This is a genomic window from Pseudoalteromonas sp. TB25 (assembly GCF_000497995.1).
GTDB classification, from domain to species: domain Bacteria; phylum Pseudomonadota; class Gammaproteobacteria; order Enterobacterales; family Alteromonadaceae; genus Pseudoalteromonas; species Pseudoalteromonas distincta.
Genome location: NZ_AUTI01000415.1, coordinates 86,215 through 103,473, shown reverse-complemented (window position 1 = coordinate 103,473; position 17,259 = coordinate 86,215). Strand labels below are relative to the sequence as shown.

Sequence of the window (17,259 nt, the reverse complement as noted above, 5' to 3'; positions counted from 1 at the left end):
TAATTAAACGAGTGCCTTGTTACCATGATCTTCTAACCATTGACGACGATCAGGCGATCGTTTCTTAGCAAGCAGCATATCCATCATTTCCATGGTCTCTACTTCTTCATCAAGCGTAAGCTGCACTAAACGTCGGGTATTTGGATCCATCGTAGTTTCACGAAGTTGTAACGGGTTCATTTCACCCAGACCTTTGAATCGTTGTACGTTTACTTTACCGCGTTTTTTCTCGGCTTCTATACGCGCCAAAATAGCGGTTTTTTCTTCTTCATCAAGTGCGTAATAAACTTCTTTACCAATATCTATTCTAAATAATGGCGGCATTGCTACATACACATGCCCTGTTTTTACTAACTCTGGAAAATGACGAACAAACAGAGCACATAATAACGTCGCGATGTGTAGTCCATCCGAGTCAGCATCGGCCAATATACAAATTTTATTGTAGCGCAGTCCCGACATATCCGTTGACTCGGGATCAATACCCAATGCCACTGAAATATCGTGCACTTCTTGTGATGCGAGTATTTGGCCTGACTCAACTTCCCAAGTATTTAAAATTTTACCACGTAGCGGCATAATTGCCTGAAATTCACGGTCTCGCGCTTGTTTAGCAGAGCCACCAGCAGAATCACCTTCCACTAAAAATAATTCGGTACGGTCGTTATCGGCCGCGCTACAATCTGTTAGTTTTCCCGGTAAGGCAGGACCTGCAGTAACACGTTTACGCACTACTTTTTTAGCTGCACGCAAGCGAGTTTGCGCATTTGAAATACATAACTCAGCTAATAATTCTGCTGTATCTGTATGTTCATTTAACCATAAACTAAACGAGTCTTTTACAACCCCCGATACAAACGCAGAACATGAGCGTGATGATAGTTTTTCTTTTGTTTGACCGGCAAATTGAGGGTCTTGCATTTTAACCGACAACACGTAACTACAACGATCCCAAATGTCATCAGGAGTTAATTTCACACCACGAGGGAGTAAGTTTCTAAACTCACAAAATTCACGCATTGCTTCAAGCAAGCCTTGGCGTAAACCATTTACATGCGTACCACCTTGCGCGGTAGGAATAAGGTTTACGTAGCTTTCAGCTATTGATTCACCACCTTCTGGTAGCCATACAACAGCCCAGTCAGCGCCTTCAATTGAACTTTTAAATTCGCCTACAAATGGGTCTTGCGGTAATGTTTCAAAACCTTTAATTGCTTCAACTAAATAATCTTTTAAGCCTGTTTCGTAAAACCATTCTTGGGTTTCTTTTGTTTGCTTATTAACAAACTTAATTCGCAGTCCTGGACACAAAACTGCTTTGGCTTTTAATAAATGATTAAGTTTGGTAATTGAGTAGTTTGGTGAATCAAAGTAGCTGACATCAGCCCAAAAACGAACCGTAGTACCAGTGTTACGTTTACCCACTGTACCAATTACATTTAAGTCTTCTACTTTATCGCCGCTTTCAAATGCCATTCTGTATTGTTGAGCATCGCGCCTTACTGTTACTTCTACACGCGTAGATAACGCATTTACTACCGAAATACCTACGCCGTGTAAACCGCCCGAAAACTGATAGTTTTTGTTGGAAAACTTACCACCGGCGTGTAACTTAGTGAAGATTAGTTCAACCCCTGGGATACCTTCCTCTGGGTGAATATCAATAGGCATACCGCGCCCATCATCGCTTACTTCAAGCGAGTTATCTTCATGGAGTATTACGTCGATACGAGTGGCATGACCCGCCATAGCTTCATCGACACTGTTATCGATAACCTCTTGGCCTAAATGGTTTGGGCGTACGGTATCGGTGTACATCCCTGGGCGTCGTTTTACCGGATCTAATCCATTAAGTACTTCAATGGCTTCGGCGTTATAATTTTGATCACTCATAGTTTTTGTCTTTATATCCGCTAAGGCTCTAATACGTTTACTAGTTTTATTGTTATATGCGCTAAAGCGTTAATATAGTAACTAACCTCAGTTCAGGCTAACTAGTTTTACGTGATTTTAAGAAAATCTACAATACTTGCAAAGGTGCGTTCAAATTCAACGTAGCTATGATCGCCACCAAACTCTATCAATTGCTTGCATTGCGAATAATATTTTACTGCGTGTTGAAAGTTCAACACTTCATCGCCTGTTTGCTGTAATAAATACAGTAACTCAGGATGTGCTAATTTATCTACAGCGAGTAATTTCAGCGCCTCAATATGACTGTTATTTAAATCGTAATGATAATCTTGATACGGATTATAATTAGGCCCAAGTAACGACTGTAATAAATTATAAGGTGCGACCGCGGGATTAATGACCACTGCAGGAATTTGATAACGCTGCGATAAATACGTGGCAAAAAAACCACCTAACGAGCTACCTAATAAAACGGTATCTGGCGTTAGTAATTGTTCAAGCTCAATTATAGCTTGTAGGGGCTCGTGGTTTAAGTTCGGTACACAATAATCAACGTCATAGTTTGCCATAAGCTCACCAAAGCGCACAGCTTTATATGATTTTTGTGAACTATTAAAGCCATGAATATAAATTACGCGCTTAGCCATACCACTTCCGTTTTTACTTCGACTTTATCTTTTTTACTCTTTATATTTAGCATTCTGTAAGCAGGCCCTGCATTTTTTTGCTCCCACTTTGGAGTGTATTTTACAAACTGGACTGAACTGGCAGGACTTGCATATATAGGNAAGCCTCTAAAGTTTTGTTCATAATCGTTGTGTACATGACCATGAAAAAGCGCAGATACATTATTACTATTAACTAAAATATTTAAAAGCTGTGGACCATTTTCTAATAAGTGCTTATCAAGATAGCCATTTATTGGCAGCGGATTATGATGGCAAAAGATAACTTTACTATTATTCGAGTTGACTAAAGTATCAGTTATTTCATCTAAATGCGCGCCAGTAACCCATCCTGCGGGTGTAGGCCCTTTAGAATTAATAAGAAGCAGCTCAACCCCGTTAGCAATAATATGTTTAGCCGAATTTATTTTTCCGCCACTTATGCGATTAAGCATTACTAGTTCATCATGATTACCTGGTACCCAAAATACAGGGCAAGTGATGTCACTGGCATTTATAAGTTCACTAAATAATAAGTACGATTCGAAACTATGGTCTTGTGTTAAATCACCACCAAAAATTACGCAATCTACTGGCTGCTCAGCGATGTGTGCCAAAGCTTGTTCAAAATGAGCTGCAGTATTTGCATTAAAATATTCACCATTTTTATCTGCAAATAAATGGCTGTCGGTAATATGCGCAATGCACAAAGATGATTTATCAAATGTATATGTATCATCAAACCAAGCCATTATTTACATCCCAATTTAATGTTGCTTGCCCGTGCTCTACACAGGCCACTAACCAGTCGTATAAAAAAGCATTAAGTTGATACTTTTCATCTTTTTGATGCATTTTAGGATTGGGGTATCCGTACGATGGTTTTATGCGTTGATGATAATCGTGATGAATTATTTCAGCTACTTTCGCATCATGATACAAGCGAGCCGTTAAATACAGCGGCGCTATCCCTTTAACCATTCCTGTTAGCTGCTTAATTGAAATATCCATAGTGTATTTTGCGCTGCCATCAATTTTTGTAGCAAATTCACTGTTGCCAAGTTTTACTTCACGAATGCTTCCTATATTGCGCTCGCTCGGTAACAACTTTAATAGTCGCACATAGTTATGCTCACAAAGTGTTAAATACTTTGGGAGGTTTTGAATATATCGATTTGTTGCTAATTGTGCTGTCAAAGTTCCGCCATAATATTAGTAAGAGTTTATGCCCATTTACTTGCCATTTTTTCGCGATTTAGCGCAAGCCACTGCATACAAATAACCGTTGCCGCATTATCTATTTCACCGTTATTGAGGCGCATTAGCGCATCATCAACCGATAAAATATGAGTTTTTATATCCTCGCCTTCAGTTTCAAGACCATATACACCTGATTCTACTTGGCTTAAATCAGCACGTGCTAAATATAAGTGTAAGCGCTCAGTTGTTCCACCTGGGCTTGATAGGTATGAGAGCATAAATTCAAGCTCGGTTAATTCAAGCCCTGCTTCTTCATACGCTTCTTTTTTTACAACAGATTCGTAATCCGTACTGCCGTCTGTCATTCCGGCTATACATTCTAGTAGCCACGGCGAATGCTTACTTTTAATAGCGCCAATACGTATTTGCTCAATCAAAAGAACAGTATCTGATATTGGGTCGTAAGGCAGTACTGCAATGGCATCGCCACGTTCTAATATTTCGCGGCTAATTACTTTAGATTTTCCACCTGCGAAAAGAGCATGTTCAAACTGGTATAAATCAACCTGAAAAAAACCTTTATAAAGGTTTTTAATTGGCTTTAAATCCACATCTTTATGTGTAAATTGAACGAGCTTTTTATCAACCATGTACTTACTTCCTACTTATCTAAAGTTTTAAAATGCGTTAATATATTCTGTTACACTTGAACATACTGTTTTACTAATTATTTTTTTTGTTATGCAGTAAAACAGGTTAACATGCTTTTAGTACAAAAATTGTCTAAGGACCGAACCCCACATGAAAAAGAACATTCTTGCGGCGCTAGTTAGTTTATCATGCGCACTAGGTGCAACAGCAGTGAAAGCTGAAGATTTACTACAAGTTTTTGAAATAGCGACAGCTAACGATCCTACTGTTTTAAAAGCCAAAGCCCAAGCTGATGCACAGTCTTACCAAAGCGATTTGGCGATGAGTGCACTACTACCTCAAATTGGTTTAACCATGGGTTATACAAAAAGCGATGCAACGTCGTACCAAAGCGTTGGCGACTTATCTAACCAAGTTAAAGTTGAAAGTGACACAGACCAATTCTCTCGTGGTGTAAGTTTAAGCCAAACATTATTTGATTTAGGTGCCTGGAATACGTTAGATATTGCCGACAAGCAAGCACTTCAAGCAAGCGGCCTATACGATGCAGCTAAACAAAACTTAATTGTACGCGTTGCTGAGGGTTATTTTAACGTATTAAGTGCCAGCGATAACCTTGAATTTGTTGAAGCTGAAAAACGTGCAATTGAACGTCAGCTTGAGCAAACAAAACAACGTTATGCGGTAGGCTTAACAGCAATTACAGACGTACACGAAGCGCAAGCTCAGTTTGATAACTCGGTAGCTCAAGAAATTATTGCAGGTAATGCTGTAGAAACAGCACGCGAGCAGCTTCGTGAGATTACAGGTAAATACCACGAAAAATTAGATTTTTTAAATACAGATACTTTCTCAACAACTAAACCAACTAAGCGCTCAAGCGACTTTGTTAAAGTAGCTGAAGATAAAAATATCAACCTGCAGGTGTCTAAAGTAACGGTTGATATTGCAAAAGATCAAATTGAATTAGCAAAAGCAGGCCATTATCCAAAACTAACTCTAAGTGCAAATTATGGTGACTCTCTTACAGACGCTCAAATAAATGGCGCTAATTTTGATGATCAACCACGTTCAGACTCAAGCTCTGTTGGGCTTAACTTTAGCGTGCCTTTGTATTCAGGTGGTGCAACAGTTGCTGCAACAAACCAAGCCCGTGCGTTTTACGTATCAGCGAGCCAAGATTATGAAACAAATTACCGCGCAGTCACTCGCACAGTAATTACATCTTATAATCAAGTTGTTTCAGATATTGCGACTTATAAAGCGCTAGAGCAAGCGGTTGTTTCAGCTCAAAGTGCCCTTAAAGCAACTGAAGCTGGTTTTGAAGTAGGTACTCGTACCATTGTTGACGTACTCGTGAGTACGCAAAATTTATACGATGCAAAACGTAACCTTGCTGATGTGCGTTACCGTTATGTGTTATCTACCCTTCGCTTAAAACAAGCAGCGGGTACACTAACAAGTGAAGATTTAGTTGCTATAAACCAAGGTTTAAAATCAGCTTAACTTTTACAGCTAAACATAATATAAATTTATTCAAAGCCAGCATTTAGCTGGCTTTTTGTATTTCACAGCGCTTAGCGTTAAACTATCGTTTTTATTCTCAGAGAGATTTTTGTGGTCACTTCTTCTCCTTTTAAAGCATCTTTTTTAGGCCCTCGATACTGGTTAACGTGGGTTGGCGTTTTATTTTTATATTTGATTTCTTGGTTGCCACAAAAACTACAGTTGGCGATGGGAAAACAGCTTGGTCGCTTAGTTCATAAATTTATGAAACGCCGTCGCCATATTGCAGAAGTTAACATTAAATTATGTTTTCCTGATATGAGCGCAGCAGATCAAAAAGAACTTGTACTAAAAAATATGGAAAATACCGGCATTGCTATGGTTGAGACTGGTATGGCCTGGTGGTGGCCGCAGTGGCGAGTTGAAAGTGTATATGGTTCAATCAAAGGTCTAGAACACTTTGAGCGTGTACAAGCATCTGGTAAAGGTATTTTATTACTTGTCCCCCATATCTTGCATCTTGAAATGGCTAGTCGTGTGATGGGATTGAAATGCCAAGGCTTAGGCTTTTATCGCCCTCACAACAACGCACTAATGGAATACTTTACAACTAATGGCCGTCTTCGTTCTAACGAATACTTAATTGGCCGAAAAGATGTAAAAGGTTTGCTTAAATCATTAAAAAATAAAAAAGTATGCTATTACTTACCCGATCAAGATTACGGCCGTAACCGCTGTGAATTTGTCCCATTTTACGCAGTTCCCGACACTGCAACGACAACAGGTACTCTTATGTTTGCTGGCAGTAAAAACTGCGAAACTATGAGTTTAATCTCGCGCCGTGACGAAAATGGTAAGTACCATTTAGAGGTAGTACCTGAGCTTGAAAACTTCCCAAGTGGTGATGACAAGGCTGATGTAACACGGGTTAATCAACGCGTAGAGCTATGTATAAATGCAGCTCCAGAGCAATACATGTGGCTGCACCGTCGCTTTAAAACTCGACCTGATAAAAATACCCCTTCTTTTTATAAAAAGTAATGGTATAACAATAATAGGAACAAATAAGGTGGGTAATAATCATGTGGTTTTGGATTAGACATTTATCATTTGCAGCCGTGCTAATAGCACTCGCCGTATACTTTTTAGTGGGTGATGGTTCTGTATTTGATATTAAAAAATCTAAAAATGCAGCCGCCGAAGGACTATCACGCTTTTACTCCTCCATTCGTAACCAAGTAAAAAGTAATAAAGAACGAGATCAATTTGTTTTAAAACTTAAAACACCAGAACAAACCTTGGATAGAGTATTGGCTGAACGTGCGCGAACAGTAGATCCAATGCCGACCACTTGGACTGGAGAGGTTGAACCTAGGCGCTTTGAAAATGGCACAACCCTTAAAGATGTACTTAATCAATATGCTAAAAACGAGGGAATTGAGCTCTACTGGTACTTAAGTAAAGATTACGTAGTTAAAGATCATTTTAGAGTAGACAGTAACTTTACTTCAGCACTGTACCAAATTGGACGCGCTATAAATGATGACTTTGAGCACGAGGTTTATACTTACTTTTGCCATAAACAAAGAGCCGCGGTTATTACCGAGTTACCATCAGAATTTGTACGTACAAACTGTTTAAAACTAAAGGTTTAAGGGTTTACACGTACAAAAACCCAAGCAAGCGCTTGGGTTTTTCAATTCAATTCAATTCAATTCAATTCAATTCAATTCAAAAATACTATTCCAAATATTAGTTACGTTAGTAATATCTTGTAAAAACGTTTCTCGTGGGATCAACTTGCCTTTTTGCTCCAAGCTCTGCACGTGGTAACACGAGCGATAATCAATATACGCTTTTATCAACTGCTGTTTTTGCTCTTTAGTAATACAACCTATATTTGCTGCATCCGTTAATATTCTTACGTTATCTGAGTAAACTGTAAGCTGTTCAAACTCGTTTGCGTGTTTAAGTACTAAATATTGCGTAATAAACTCAATATCAGCCATGCCACCAACATCTTGTTTTAAATCAAATTGATCAATATTTCCTTTCGCTAGATGGTCGCGCATTTTTTCGCGCATTTTTATTACATCAGCTTTTAGCACGGTATCATCGCGCTGCTGGCAAAGTATATTTTTACGAATTTGTGAAAAACGATCTATCAGATCGTTTTGACCTAAAATTAATCGAGCCCGAACAAGTGCTTGATGCTCCCACGTCCATGCTTGAGTTTGCTGATAGTGATTAAAGCTCTCTAAATTGATAGCCAGTAAACCCGATGCACCTTCAGGGCGAAGTCGTGTATCAAGCTCGTATAAAATGCCCGATGCAGTACGGGTATTAAATAAATGCATTAAGCGCTGAGCGAGCTTTAAATAAAACTGACGAGAATCTATCGGTTTTACACCATTAGTTAGGCTTGAGCCATCATGATTATGCACAAACACCAAATCTAGATCTGAGTCGTACCCGACTTCTAAACCACCTGTTTTACCATATGCAATAACAGCAAAACCTTTATTTTCATCATCGGTGCCTGGGGGCATACCAAAGCGCTTAACAGTGTTATGCCATGCAATATTAACAGCTTGGTCAACAATCGCCTCTGCCAGTACGGTTAAATGATCGCTTACTTTCATTACGTCAAGAACACCGGTTGCATCGGCGGCAGCAATTCGTAATTGATGCGTTTGCTTAAATTGCCTAAGCGACTCCATTTGCAGTTCTAAATCGTCATGCTCTATTCGTAAAAAATACTGTCTTATTTCATCTTTATAAGCCGTTAATGGTGTCGGTTTATAAAGAACCGCCGGATCTATTAGCTCATCAAGCAATATAGGGTAGCGAGAAATATGCTCCCCTATCCATTTGCTATGACAACACAGTAAAACAAGTTGCTTTAATGCACCTTGGTTTTCGTAAAGCAATTCTAAATAGGCAGTACGCGAAATTATCTTATTAAAAATTTGGCAAACCATTGTGAAAGCTGCTGCACCGGCATTAAAGTCATTTAATTGATTTAGTAAAACAGGCATTAACTTATCAAGAGTGTCACGCCCTCGGTTACCTATATTTACCTTAGACAGCCTTAATTTAAAATCGTTAAGGGGTGCTTGCCATTCATCTCTGGCCTCTTTTAAAAAGCTCACATCACCATGATCCCAAGCACTAATAAATGCGCCTTCACAGGTATCAAGTGGCACGGTTTCCTCGCCAATCACAAGTGCAAACTCACCGTTAACTTGTTTCTTCACCTTTTCTATAGTGTTTAAAGTGGCAGAAAAATCAGCTTGTTCTAATAATAAATTTAAGCGCTGCTGATTCAATTCATCATCAGGGAGTGTTTGCGTTTGCTGATCGTCAAATATTTGAAGGTACTGCTCAACTTTACGTAAATAAAGGTAATTGCGCCTCAGATCGCTTGCTTCTTGCTCATCTATAACTTGGCTAAGTGCCAACTCATTTAATGCTTTAAGTAATGATTGAGTTTGTAAATTAGCCTCTCGGCCACCTCGTACCATTTGCAGGGCTTGCACTATAAATTCAACTTCACGAATACCACCAGCGCCTAATTTTATATTATTAGTTAAGCGTTTACGGCGAACCTCTTGTGCGATCATTAACTTCATTTTACGCAAAGATTCAATTACCGAAAAATCAATATATCGGCGATAAACAAACGGCTTTAAAAGCTTAATAAATTCATCCCAATATTTATTAGGGGTGCCAATTAGGCGCCCTTTTAACATTGCGTAGCGTTCCCAGTCGCGCCCTTGCTCCTGATAGTAATCTTCAATAGCATTAAAGCTCATGACCAAAGGGCCACTTTCGCCAAACGGGCGTAGGCGCATATCAACTCTAAATACCTGCCCGTCACCGGTGGCTTGGTTAAGTGATGCAATGAGCTTTTGTGCAACTTTGGTATAAAATACTTGGGCCTCAAGGCTTCTGCGACCACCTTGGGTTTTTGTACTGCGCGGATACGCAAAAATGAGATCAATATCAGAGGAGTAATTTAGCTCTTGCCCGCCGAGCTTCCCCATCCCTAAAACCATTAATGGCAATGCTTGGCTTTGCTCATCAAGCGGCTCACCATTTACTTTTGCCACCTGCGCATGCGCCCATTGGTTAGCGCTATCAATCAGCATATCAGCCAGTTGGCTTATGTAATTAATGCTATCGGCAATAGGGTTATTACAACATAAATCTAAAAAGGCGACTTTAAGCCAGTATTTTTCGCGGTACTTTCGTAAGATTTGATTACACTTAGCATCGTCAATATCACTAAGTTCAATGCTATCAAAGGGAGAGGTAACATGCCTGTTTTGAATTTCATCTTTGCACAGCAGCCAGTCTTTTAACGTTGGTTGTGATTCTAAACAGCGCCAGGCAAAGTCGCTCAAGGCGAGTAATCGTATAACTTCGCTTTCATTACTTTGCTGTGAATATAATTGTTCGAAGCGCTCTAAGCCAAGTTTTTGTAATTGAATAGGAAGTTGCTTTACGTTACTCATCAATCCTCTCTTTTATATCATCAATAACCGTACTAGAATGACTAAAACCTAGAAAGGTTCACTTAATTAGGATCACCATGTCATATTTGTCTTTATCTAACACTAGTTTTATTGCGATTGCTATTAGTTTTGCGGTTATTTGTATAACTATTTTTAGTTTACGAGTTGTCACTCAAATCAAAGCAAAACAAGCGCTTAAAGATGAACTTGCGCAGCACGATAACTTTGCCATGGGTATTAGCTTCGCATCTGAAATATCAGTTGTCATAGCCACTATGGCCTTCTTATTTGATGAAATAAGCATAAGCACCGCGCAATCCAATCCATTAAAAGTTTTGGTCATTATTATTTTATTATTTACATTTATTAAGGTAGGTCACTTAATTCATCGTAAATGGATATTGCACAGGTTTAATGAAGAAGCTGCAATATTAAAGCAAAATGTATGTGCTGCACTGGTGGATTCGGGCATGTTAATCGCCAACTGTATTATTGCACTAGGTTTATACACGTGGACACATACCCAAGGGTTTAGTAACTTACTTATTGCTTGCGTTAGCTTTTTTACACTTCAGGGAATGTTTGCACTGGATAGTAAAATACGAGAATATCGTTTTGCCAAAGCAAACCAAGGCGCTTCGCTACAAAGTAACTTCAACTTAGAAAACACCTCTATAGGTATAAGATATGCTGGAAAATCAATCGGTTTAGCATTATCTGTGTACGCTGGTTTATCTAGCGCAGCATTTCAAAACGGTAAAATGGTAGAAAACATATTTACACTCGTTATGCATTGCGGTGTAATGTGGATACTACTCTACAGCTTAACGTATGTTATAAAAGTTATCTCTTTACCAAATATTGATACAGCTCTTGAAATAGACCATCAAGATAATATTGGCGTAGCATGTATAGAGTTTGCTGTTTTTTGTGCTATAGGTTATTTACTTATTAGCATGTTTTCTCTTTAGACCTTTTTACTAAAAATACAGCAATTAAAACGTCTGCATTTCAGTAATAATGGTAATTACTTAAATGTAACAAGGCCCGAGCTCTATGCCACTTGAAGCTACTAACTATTTGTTAATTGACATAGACAACGAATTTAGCCGTGCATTTGCCGAATTCTATGTTAATAATGGCAAAACCAAAGCGAGTACGCTTATTGCAGCAGGCAATAATACCCGTCAGTTAGTAAAAATGATGTTTGACGAGCTTATTAAAGACTATAGTTATTGCGATCTTGAGAACGAAATCAGCGTTTCTGAATTAATTAACTATCTAAAAGAGCATCACGATTTACACGGAGTACTTTTTAATAATACCGATTACTTACTCGCAAGTGATAAACAACGCTTTATTTATAACTCCTTACATGAAAAACGCTTTTTAATAAACCTTGATGATACAGGCTATACACTAAGCCGGGTTACTGACGAAACATTAACCGAACCTTCGCAAAATCACCATGATATAGCACACACACCACAAGATTTAATAGATCTCGCCGAGCAACTTAATAAAAATAAATAATTGCGCACAGCTCCCAGCTTACTTACCATAGCAGTATATATTTTTATGCTAAGTAGTAAGTGACGCACTATGCGAGTTCCTCATATTTATCAAACATCGAGTATTGCCCTAAACACCCCTGTAACCTTAGATGAGGATGCTGCAGGGCATATTGGCAGAGTGCTGCGCATGAAAGTAGGCGAGCATGTATCTATTTTTAATGGCGAAGGCGGCGAATACCTTAGTGAAATAATTGAAGTAACAAAAAAAACAGTCGTCGTAATGCCATTAGAGCTTAATCCCCACGATGTAGAATCTCCGCTTAAAATTCATTTAGGCCAGTGTGTATCCCGTGGTGATAAAATGGACTTTACAATTCAAAAGTCAGTTGAACTGGGCATTACCGAAATCACCCCACTTTTTAGTCAGCGCTGTGGCGTGAAACTAATGGGCGATCGCCTTGAGAAAAAACACCAACAATGGCAAAAAATTGCAATTGCAGCGGCAGAGCAATCTGGGCGTAATTTTGTGCCAATTATTCATCCTCCTGTCGATTTAAAAAAATGGCTTGCACAACAAACCAATGCAATTAAGCTCACTCTCCATCCTCGTGCTGAGCACAGCATTAAAACCATTACGGTACCTAAAGATGGCGTACGCTTTTTAGTCGGCCCAGAAGGCGGCTTTACCGACGATGAAATGGCACTAACTAAACAACTAGAATTTGTAGATATTCGCTTAGGCCCGCGCGTTTTACGAACGGAAACAGCCGCTTTAACGGTCTTAAGTGCATTACAACTTCAATTTGGCGATTTAGCTAATTGAAATAACTAAAAGCACCCTCATATAAACAGTAACATTTATAGTAAGGCACAGCGCATGGCAATTAAGTTAGGTATTATTTCAGATCCTATTAGTGGATTTAACATCAAAAAAGACACCGGTTTTGCAATGATGATGCAAGCGCAAGAACGCGGCTACGAAATTTATTATATGGAGATGGATGATTTATCTCTTCGTAAAGGTAAGTCGTACGCTACAGCGTCTAAAGCGCAAGTGTTTAATAATGCAGAAAAATGGTACGAGCTTGAAGAAAAAGCCACTATAGCGCTTGCCGATCTTGATGTGATTTTAATGCGTAAAGATCCTCCTTTTGATACTGAATACATTTACGCGACTTATATTTTAGAACGTGCAGAACAAGAAGGTACGTTAATAATTAACAAGCCACAAAGCCTTCGCGATGCTAACGAAAAGCTATTTACAGCATGGTTTAGCGAACATACACCAGATACCCTGGTTACACGCAGTCAAAAACAAATTCGTGAGTTTTTAGCCGAGCATAAAGACATTATTTTAAAACCCCTTGATGGCATGGGCGGCGCATCTATCTTCCGCCTTAGAGAAGACGATGCCAACATTGGTGTAATTTGTGAAACGCTAACCGAGCACGGCAGCCGCTTTGCTATGGTGCAAAATTACATTCCAGAGATCAAACAAGGCGACAAGCGCGTATTGGTTATTGATGGCGAGGTTATTCCGTATTGTTTAGCGCGTATTCCACAAAATGGTGAGACACGCGGTAATTTAGCTGTTGGCGGTCGAGGCGAAGCGCGCCCACTTAGTGAATCTGATTTAAAAATTGCGCAAGCAGTTGCGCCAACGCTTAAAGAAAAAGGCTTAATATTTGTAGGTTTAGATATTATTGGCGATAAATTAACTGAAATTAACGTAACTGCACCAACGTGCGTGCGCGAAATTGAAGCTGCTTATGATATCTCTATTACAGGTATTTTGTTTGATGCAATTGAAAGAAAGTTAGATAAATAAGCATCTATCTGTCGTTATTAAAAGCACTTTCGTGTCATGAATTTTAATATAGTTGTTAACTATTAATCTTTAAACCGTATGAGAGTGCTTTTTTAGTTTTAAAAACAAAGGTATGTGCCATACTCAAAGTTCATTAACTAAAAAGGGTGAAGTCTATGCAATCATTAGAAAATCATTTTTTAATCGCGATGCCGTCGATGCAAGACCCTTTTTTTAAACGTGCTGTTACCTATATTTGTGAGCACAATGAAGATGGGGCTATGGGCTTGGTAATAAACCAACCTATTGATGTTACTGTTGGCGAACTTTTAGATAAAATAGAAATTGATAACGACAAAACTCAAAACGCAGCAAAAATAAGTGTATTTGCAGGCGGACCCGTTAAAACTGACCGTGGTTTTGTACTGCACTCTCCTCAACCGGGTTATTCAGCAAGTCAAAAGCTCAGTAGCGATATTATGATCACTACCTCAAAAGACGTTTTAGCAAGCTTAACCACAGCACAAGCACCTGAGCAATTTATTATTACACTGGGTTATTCAGGGTGGGAGCAAGGACAACTCGAACAAGAGTTACTTGATAACAGCTGGTTGATCATAGAAGCAGATCCAAAGATCATTTTTAATACCCCCGTTGAAAAACGGTGGGAAAAAGCAGTTTCAATGTTGGGCTTTGATATTAGCCAACTCAGCCTTGAAGCTGGTCACGCATAACTACTTAAAATTTAAACAAGATACACATGACAAAAAAATCGCTTAAGCCGCAAGGCGAACGCACTGTAATGGGCTTTGACTTTGGCACCAAAAGTATTGGTATTGCTATTGGGCAAGAGCTAACAGGCAGCGCCTCTAGCCTTAAGGCTGTAAAAGCACAAGATGGTATTCCTAATTGGGACCATATTGCTGTACAAGTAGCCGAGTGGCAGCCTGACTTAATGATTGTTGGCTTACCACTAAATATGGATGGAACGTCACAAGAGGTTACCTTTAAAGCAAAAAAGTTTGCCAACAGATTGCATAATCATTATGGCATTCCTGTGCAAACACAAGATGAGCGTTTAACGACCGCGGATGCTAAAGCGCGACTTTTTGAAAGTGGTGGCTATAAAAACTTAGGCAAAGGTAACGTAGATAATATGTCTGCGGTTATTATTTTAGAAAGTTTTTTTGAATCTAGTTACGGTGAATAAGCGGGCTATATAAACAACTCGTTATATACAAAAAAAGCGCCAATTGGCGCTTTTTATTTATTAAGTATTTATATAATAAATCTTTAGTTTATTGATCGCTATTTTTATCATCAAGGCCATCAATAGTAACGCCTTGTAAAAAGCCCGCACCTTGCTGTTCGTTATTGCGCAGTTTAATCATTAAGCGTAAATCATTCGGCGAATCAGCATGATGCAGTGCATCAGCGTAATTAATTCGCTGCTGCCTGTACAACTCAAATAGCGCTTGGTCAAAGGTTTGCATGCCCATCTCTTTTGACTTAGCCATTGCCTCTTTAATTCCGCCAATATCACCATTTTTAATCAGTTCAGCGACCATTGGTGAGTTAAGCAATATTTCAATAGCTGCAACACGGCTTTCACCATCAGCAGTCGGCACTAGTTGCTGAGCAACAATGGCACGTAAGTTAAGTGCTAAGTCGTACTTAAGCTTATCGTGTTTTTCTTTTGGTACTAAATGCATAATACGGTCAATCGCTTGGTTCGCATTATTAGCATGTAGTGTTGCAACACACAGGTGACCGGTTTCAGCAAAGCTTAGGGCGTATTCCATGGTTTCTTGCGAGCGAATTTCACCAATCAAAATAACATCTGGAGCTTGGCGTAATGAGCTTTTAAGTGCCGACTCAAAGCTTTCTGTATCAAGCCCTACTTCGCGCTGAGTAATAATACTTTTACGATGCTCATGAACAAACTCAATCGGATCTTCAATGGTCAGTATATGACCTCGTTGGTTACGGTTTCGATAACCAATAAGTGCAGCTAGTGAGGTCGACTTACCCGTACCTGTACCACCTACAAACAAGACAAGACCGCGTTTAGACATAATTACATCTGTCAGCGTAGATGGCAGACCTAAATCACTTACATCAGGAATTTGCGTCACAATACGGCGAATAACCATACCCGCTCTATCGCGCTGCCAAAAAGCAGAAATACGAAAACGCCCTTCGTCGGTAGCAATCGCAAAGTTACATTCTTTCGTTGTATGAAACTCTGCTTTTTGCTTTTCGCTCATTGCAGATTCTACTAACTCAAGTGATTGCTCATCAGTCAGTCTATCGTCACTGAGAGCTGTTAGTTCACCGTTTATTTTTGCACTCACGGGTAATTGACTCGATACAAATAGGTCAGAACCCTTTTTCTCAATCATTATGAGTAAAAAGTCGTTTAAAGATAAAGCCATAATAATTTCTTACCCACCAAATTGTGTTTTGTCTTGCGCTTTTTCTTTCGCTGCCGTATTTGTAACAATACCGTGATTAACTAAATTAGTTAAACACTGATCCATTGTTTGCATGCCCACAGACGCACCGGTTTGAATAGACGAATACATTTGTGCAATTTTATCTTCACGAATTAAGTTACGAATAGCAGGAACTGCAATCATAATTTCGTGTGCTGCAACTCGCCCACCACCAATTTTTTTAAGCAGCGTTTGTGAAATTACCGCACGTAAAGATTCAGATAACATTGAACGCACCATGGCTTTTTCTTCACCTGGGAATACATCAATAATACGGTCAATGGTTTTTGGTGCAGATGTTGTATGTAGCGTGCCAAACACTAAGTGACCCGTTTCGGCAGCAGTCATTGCAAGACGAATTGTTTCTAAATCACGTAACTCACCCACCAGTATTACATCAGGGTCTTCACGCAATGCACTACGTAGCGCGTTTGAAAAGCTATGTGTATCGCGGTGAACTTCACGTTGGTTAATTAAACTTAATTTATTATCGTGAACAAACTCGATTGGATCTTCTATTGTTAGAATATGGTGATGTTTATTTTGATTTATATAATCGACCATAGCGGCAAGTGTTGTTGATTTACCTGAACCCGTTGGCCCTGTTACTAACACGAGTCCACGTGGGGTATCAGAGATTGTTTTAAAAATATCTGGCGCACCTAAATCATCAAGCGTTAACACTTCACTTGGTATGGTACGAAATACCGCAGCAGGCCCGCGATTAGAGTTAAACGCATTCACACGAAAACGTGCTAAATTAGGCACTTCAAACGAAAAATCCACTTCGAGGTTTTGTTCGTAGTCCTTGCGTTGATTATCGTTCATAATATCGTAAACCAGACTGTTTACGTCTTTGTCTGCAAGGGCTGGTATGTTAATGCGGCGAACATCACCGTCTACGCGTATCATAGGTGAAACACCCGACGATAAATGTAAATCGGATGCTTTGTGTTGCACACTAAACGCTAATAATTCGGTAATATCCAT

At 39.2% G+C, this 17,259-nt stretch carries 17 protein-coding genes; 9 read left to right on the top strand and 8 right to left on the bottom strand.

Going from position 1 to position 17,259, the window contains the following annotated elements:
- Positions 1-3: 3 nt before the first annotated feature.
- The 5 genes from parE to L652_RS0119555 form a co-directional block, all read right to left on the bottom strand.
- Positions 4-1,893: a DNA topoisomerase IV subunit B gene (gene parE, locus L652_RS0119575; RefSeq protein ID WP_024596231.1), complete on the bottom strand. Its 1,890-nt coding sequence runs from the start codon at positions 1,891-1,893 to the stop codon at positions 4-6.
- Between the two features lie 107 nt (positions 1,894-2,000).
- Positions 2,001-2,561: a YqiA/YcfP family alpha/beta fold hydrolase gene (locus tag L652_RS0119570; RefSeq protein WP_002961960.1), complete on the bottom strand. Its 561-nt coding sequence runs from the start codon at positions 2,559-2,561 to the stop codon at positions 2,001-2,003.
- A complete protein-coding gene (locus L652_RS0119565) occupies positions 2,546-3,331 on the bottom strand; it encodes a metallophosphoesterase (RefSeq protein WP_024603603.1) in 786 nt (261 codons plus the stop codon). The genes L652_RS0119570 and L652_RS0119565 overlap by 16 nt, the downstream gene beginning before the upstream one ends.
- A complete protein-coding gene (locus L652_RS0119560) occupies positions 3,318-3,776 on the bottom strand; it encodes a DUF1249 domain-containing protein (RefSeq protein WP_024596230.1) in 459 nt (152 codons plus the stop codon). Before L652_RS0119560 ends, L652_RS0119565 begins: the two co-directional genes overlap by 14 nt.
- A 26-nt stretch (positions 3,777-3,802) precedes the next feature.
- Positions 3,803-4,429 (bottom strand): NUDIX domain-containing protein, encoded by a 627-nt coding sequence (locus L652_RS0119555; protein ID WP_024596229.1) that lies wholly within the window; start codon positions 4,427-4,429, stop codon positions 3,803-3,805.
- Between the two features lie 151 nt (positions 4,430-4,580).
- On the opposite strand from L652_RS0119555, the gene tolC reads away from it, so the two are divergent.
- From tolC to L652_RS0119540, 3 genes are all read left to right on the top strand, one after another.
- Positions 4,581-5,936 (top strand): outer membrane channel protein TolC, encoded by a 1,356-nt coding sequence (gene tolC / locus L652_RS0119550; RefSeq protein WP_024596228.1) that lies wholly within the window; start codon positions 4,581-4,583, stop codon positions 5,934-5,936.
- 111 nt (positions 5,937-6,047) lie between these two features.
- A complete protein-coding gene (gene lpxL, locus L652_RS0119545; protein ID WP_024596227.1) occupies positions 6,048-6,977 on the top strand; it encodes an LpxL/LpxP family Kdo(2)-lipid IV(A) lauroyl/palmitoleoyl acyltransferase in 930 nt (309 codons plus the stop codon).
- Positions 6,978-7,018: 41 nt separating this feature from the next.
- Positions 7,019-7,591 (top strand): toxin co-regulated pilus biosynthesis Q family protein, encoded by a 573-nt coding sequence (locus L652_RS0119540; protein WP_024596226.1) that lies wholly within the window; start codon positions 7,019-7,021, stop codon positions 7,589-7,591.
- A 66-nt stretch (positions 7,592-7,657) separates the two neighbouring features.
- Here the strand turns inward: L652_RS0119540 and glnE are convergent, their stop codons facing one another.
- Positions 7,658-10,453 (bottom strand): bifunctional [glutamate--ammonia ligase]-adenylyl-L-tyrosine phosphorylase/[glutamate--ammonia-ligase] adenylyltransferase, encoded by a 2,796-nt coding sequence (gene glnE, locus L652_RS0119535; RefSeq protein ID WP_024596225.1) that lies wholly within the window; start codon positions 10,451-10,453, stop codon positions 7,658-7,660.
- A gap of 77 nt (positions 10,454-10,530) precedes the next feature.
- Here glnE and L652_RS0119530 point away from each other — a divergent pair, with 77 nt between their 5' ends.
- From L652_RS0119530 to ruvX, 6 genes are all read left to right on the top strand, one after another.
- Positions 10,531-11,424: a hypothetical protein gene (locus L652_RS0119530; RefSeq protein ID WP_024596224.1), complete on the top strand. Its 894-nt coding sequence runs from the start codon at positions 10,531-10,533 to the stop codon at positions 11,422-11,424.
- Positions 11,425-11,509: 85 nt separating this feature from the next.
- A complete protein-coding gene (locus L652_RS0119525) occupies positions 11,510-11,986 on the top strand; it encodes a hypothetical protein (RefSeq protein WP_024596223.1) in 477 nt (158 codons plus the stop codon).
- A 69-nt stretch (positions 11,987-12,055) separates the two neighbouring features.
- Positions 12,056-12,790 (top strand): 16S rRNA (uracil(1498)-N(3))-methyltransferase, encoded by a 735-nt coding sequence (rsmE, locus tag L652_RS0119520; protein WP_024596222.1) that lies wholly within the window; start codon positions 12,056-12,058, stop codon positions 12,788-12,790.
- A gap of 54 nt (positions 12,791-12,844) precedes the next feature.
- Positions 12,845-13,795 carry a glutathione synthase gene (gshB, locus tag L652_RS0119515; RefSeq protein WP_007585399.1) on the top strand — a complete coding sequence of 317 codons (951 nt, stop codon included), beginning with the start codon at positions 12,845-12,847 and terminating at the stop codon, positions 13,793-13,795.
- 155 nt (positions 13,796-13,950) lie between these two features.
- The gene (locus L652_RS0119510) at positions 13,951-14,508 is read left to right on the top strand and encodes a YqgE/AlgH family protein (protein WP_024596221.1); all 558 of its coding nucleotides are present in this window, start codon (positions 13,951-13,953) and stop codon (positions 14,506-14,508) included.
- A 26-nt stretch (positions 14,509-14,534) separates the two neighbouring features.
- Positions 14,535-14,984, top strand: a complete 450-nt coding sequence (gene ruvX, locus L652_RS0119505) for a Holliday junction resolvase RuvX (RefSeq protein WP_024596220.1) — start codon at positions 14,535-14,537, stop codon at positions 14,982-14,984.
- Positions 14,985-15,072: 88 nt separating this feature from the next.
- On the opposite strand, the gene L652_RS0119500 is transcribed toward ruvX, so the two are convergent.
- Positions 15,073-16,209, bottom strand: a complete 1,137-nt coding sequence (locus L652_RS0119500; protein ID WP_024596219.1) for a PilT/PilU family type 4a pilus ATPase — start codon at positions 16,207-16,209, stop codon at positions 15,073-15,075.
- Positions 16,210-16,218: 9 nt separating this feature from the next.
- Positions 16,219-17,259 (bottom strand): type IV pilus twitching motility protein PilT, encoded by a 1,041-nt coding sequence (locus L652_RS0119495; protein ID WP_024596218.1) that lies wholly within the window; start codon positions 17,257-17,259, stop codon positions 16,219-16,221.

Excerpts from the sequence above, each read along its gene's own strand:
- L652_RS0119570 (WP_002961960.1), bottom strand. The coding sequence starts at position 2,561 with ATGGCTAAGCGCGTAATTTATATTCATGGCTTTAATAGTTCACAAAAA.
- L652_RS0119500 (WP_024596219.1), bottom strand. The coding sequence starts at position 16,209 with ATGGCTTTATCTTTAAACGACTTTTTACTCATAATGATTGAGAAAAAG.
- L652_RS0119555 (WP_024596229.1), bottom strand. The coding sequence starts at position 4,429 with ATGGTTGATAAAAAGCTCGTTCAATTTACACATAAAGATGTGGATTTA.
- tolC (WP_024596228.1), top strand. The coding sequence starts at position 4,581 with ATGAAAAAGAACATTCTTGCGGCGCTAGTTAGTTTATCATGCGCACTA.
- L652_RS0119510 (WP_024596221.1), top strand. The coding sequence starts at position 13,951 with ATGCAATCATTAGAAAATCATTTTTTAATCGCGATGCCGTCGATGCAA.
- rsmE (WP_024596222.1), top strand. The coding sequence starts at position 12,056 with ATGCGAGTTCCTCATATTTATCAAACATCGAGTATTGCCCTAAACACC.
- L652_RS0119525 (WP_024596223.1), top strand. The coding sequence starts at position 11,510 with ATGCCACTTGAAGCTACTAACTATTTGTTAATTGACATAGACAACGAA.
- glnE (WP_024596225.1), bottom strand. The coding sequence starts at position 10,453 with ATGAGTAACGTAAAGCAACTTCCTATTCAATTACAAAAACTTGGCTTA.
- gshB (WP_007585399.1), top strand. The coding sequence starts at position 12,845 with ATGGCAATTAAGTTAGGTATTATTTCAGATCCTATTAGTGGATTTAAC.
- L652_RS0119540 (WP_024596226.1), top strand. The coding sequence starts at position 7,019 with ATGTGGTTTTGGATTAGACATTTATCATTTGCAGCCGTGCTAATAGCA.
- parE (WP_024596231.1), bottom strand. The coding sequence starts at position 1,893 with ATGAGTGATCAAAATTATAACGCCGAAGCCATTGAAGTACTTAATGGA.
- L652_RS0119495 (WP_024596218.1), bottom strand. The coding sequence starts at position 17,259 with ATGGATATTACCGAATTATTAGCGTTTAGTGTGCAACACAAAGCATCC.
- L652_RS0119530 (WP_024596224.1), top strand. The coding sequence starts at position 10,531 with ATGTCATATTTGTCTTTATCTAACACTAGTTTTATTGCGATTGCTATT.
- ruvX (WP_024596220.1), top strand. The coding sequence starts at position 14,535 with ATGACAAAAAAATCGCTTAAGCCGCAAGGCGAACGCACTGTAATGGGC.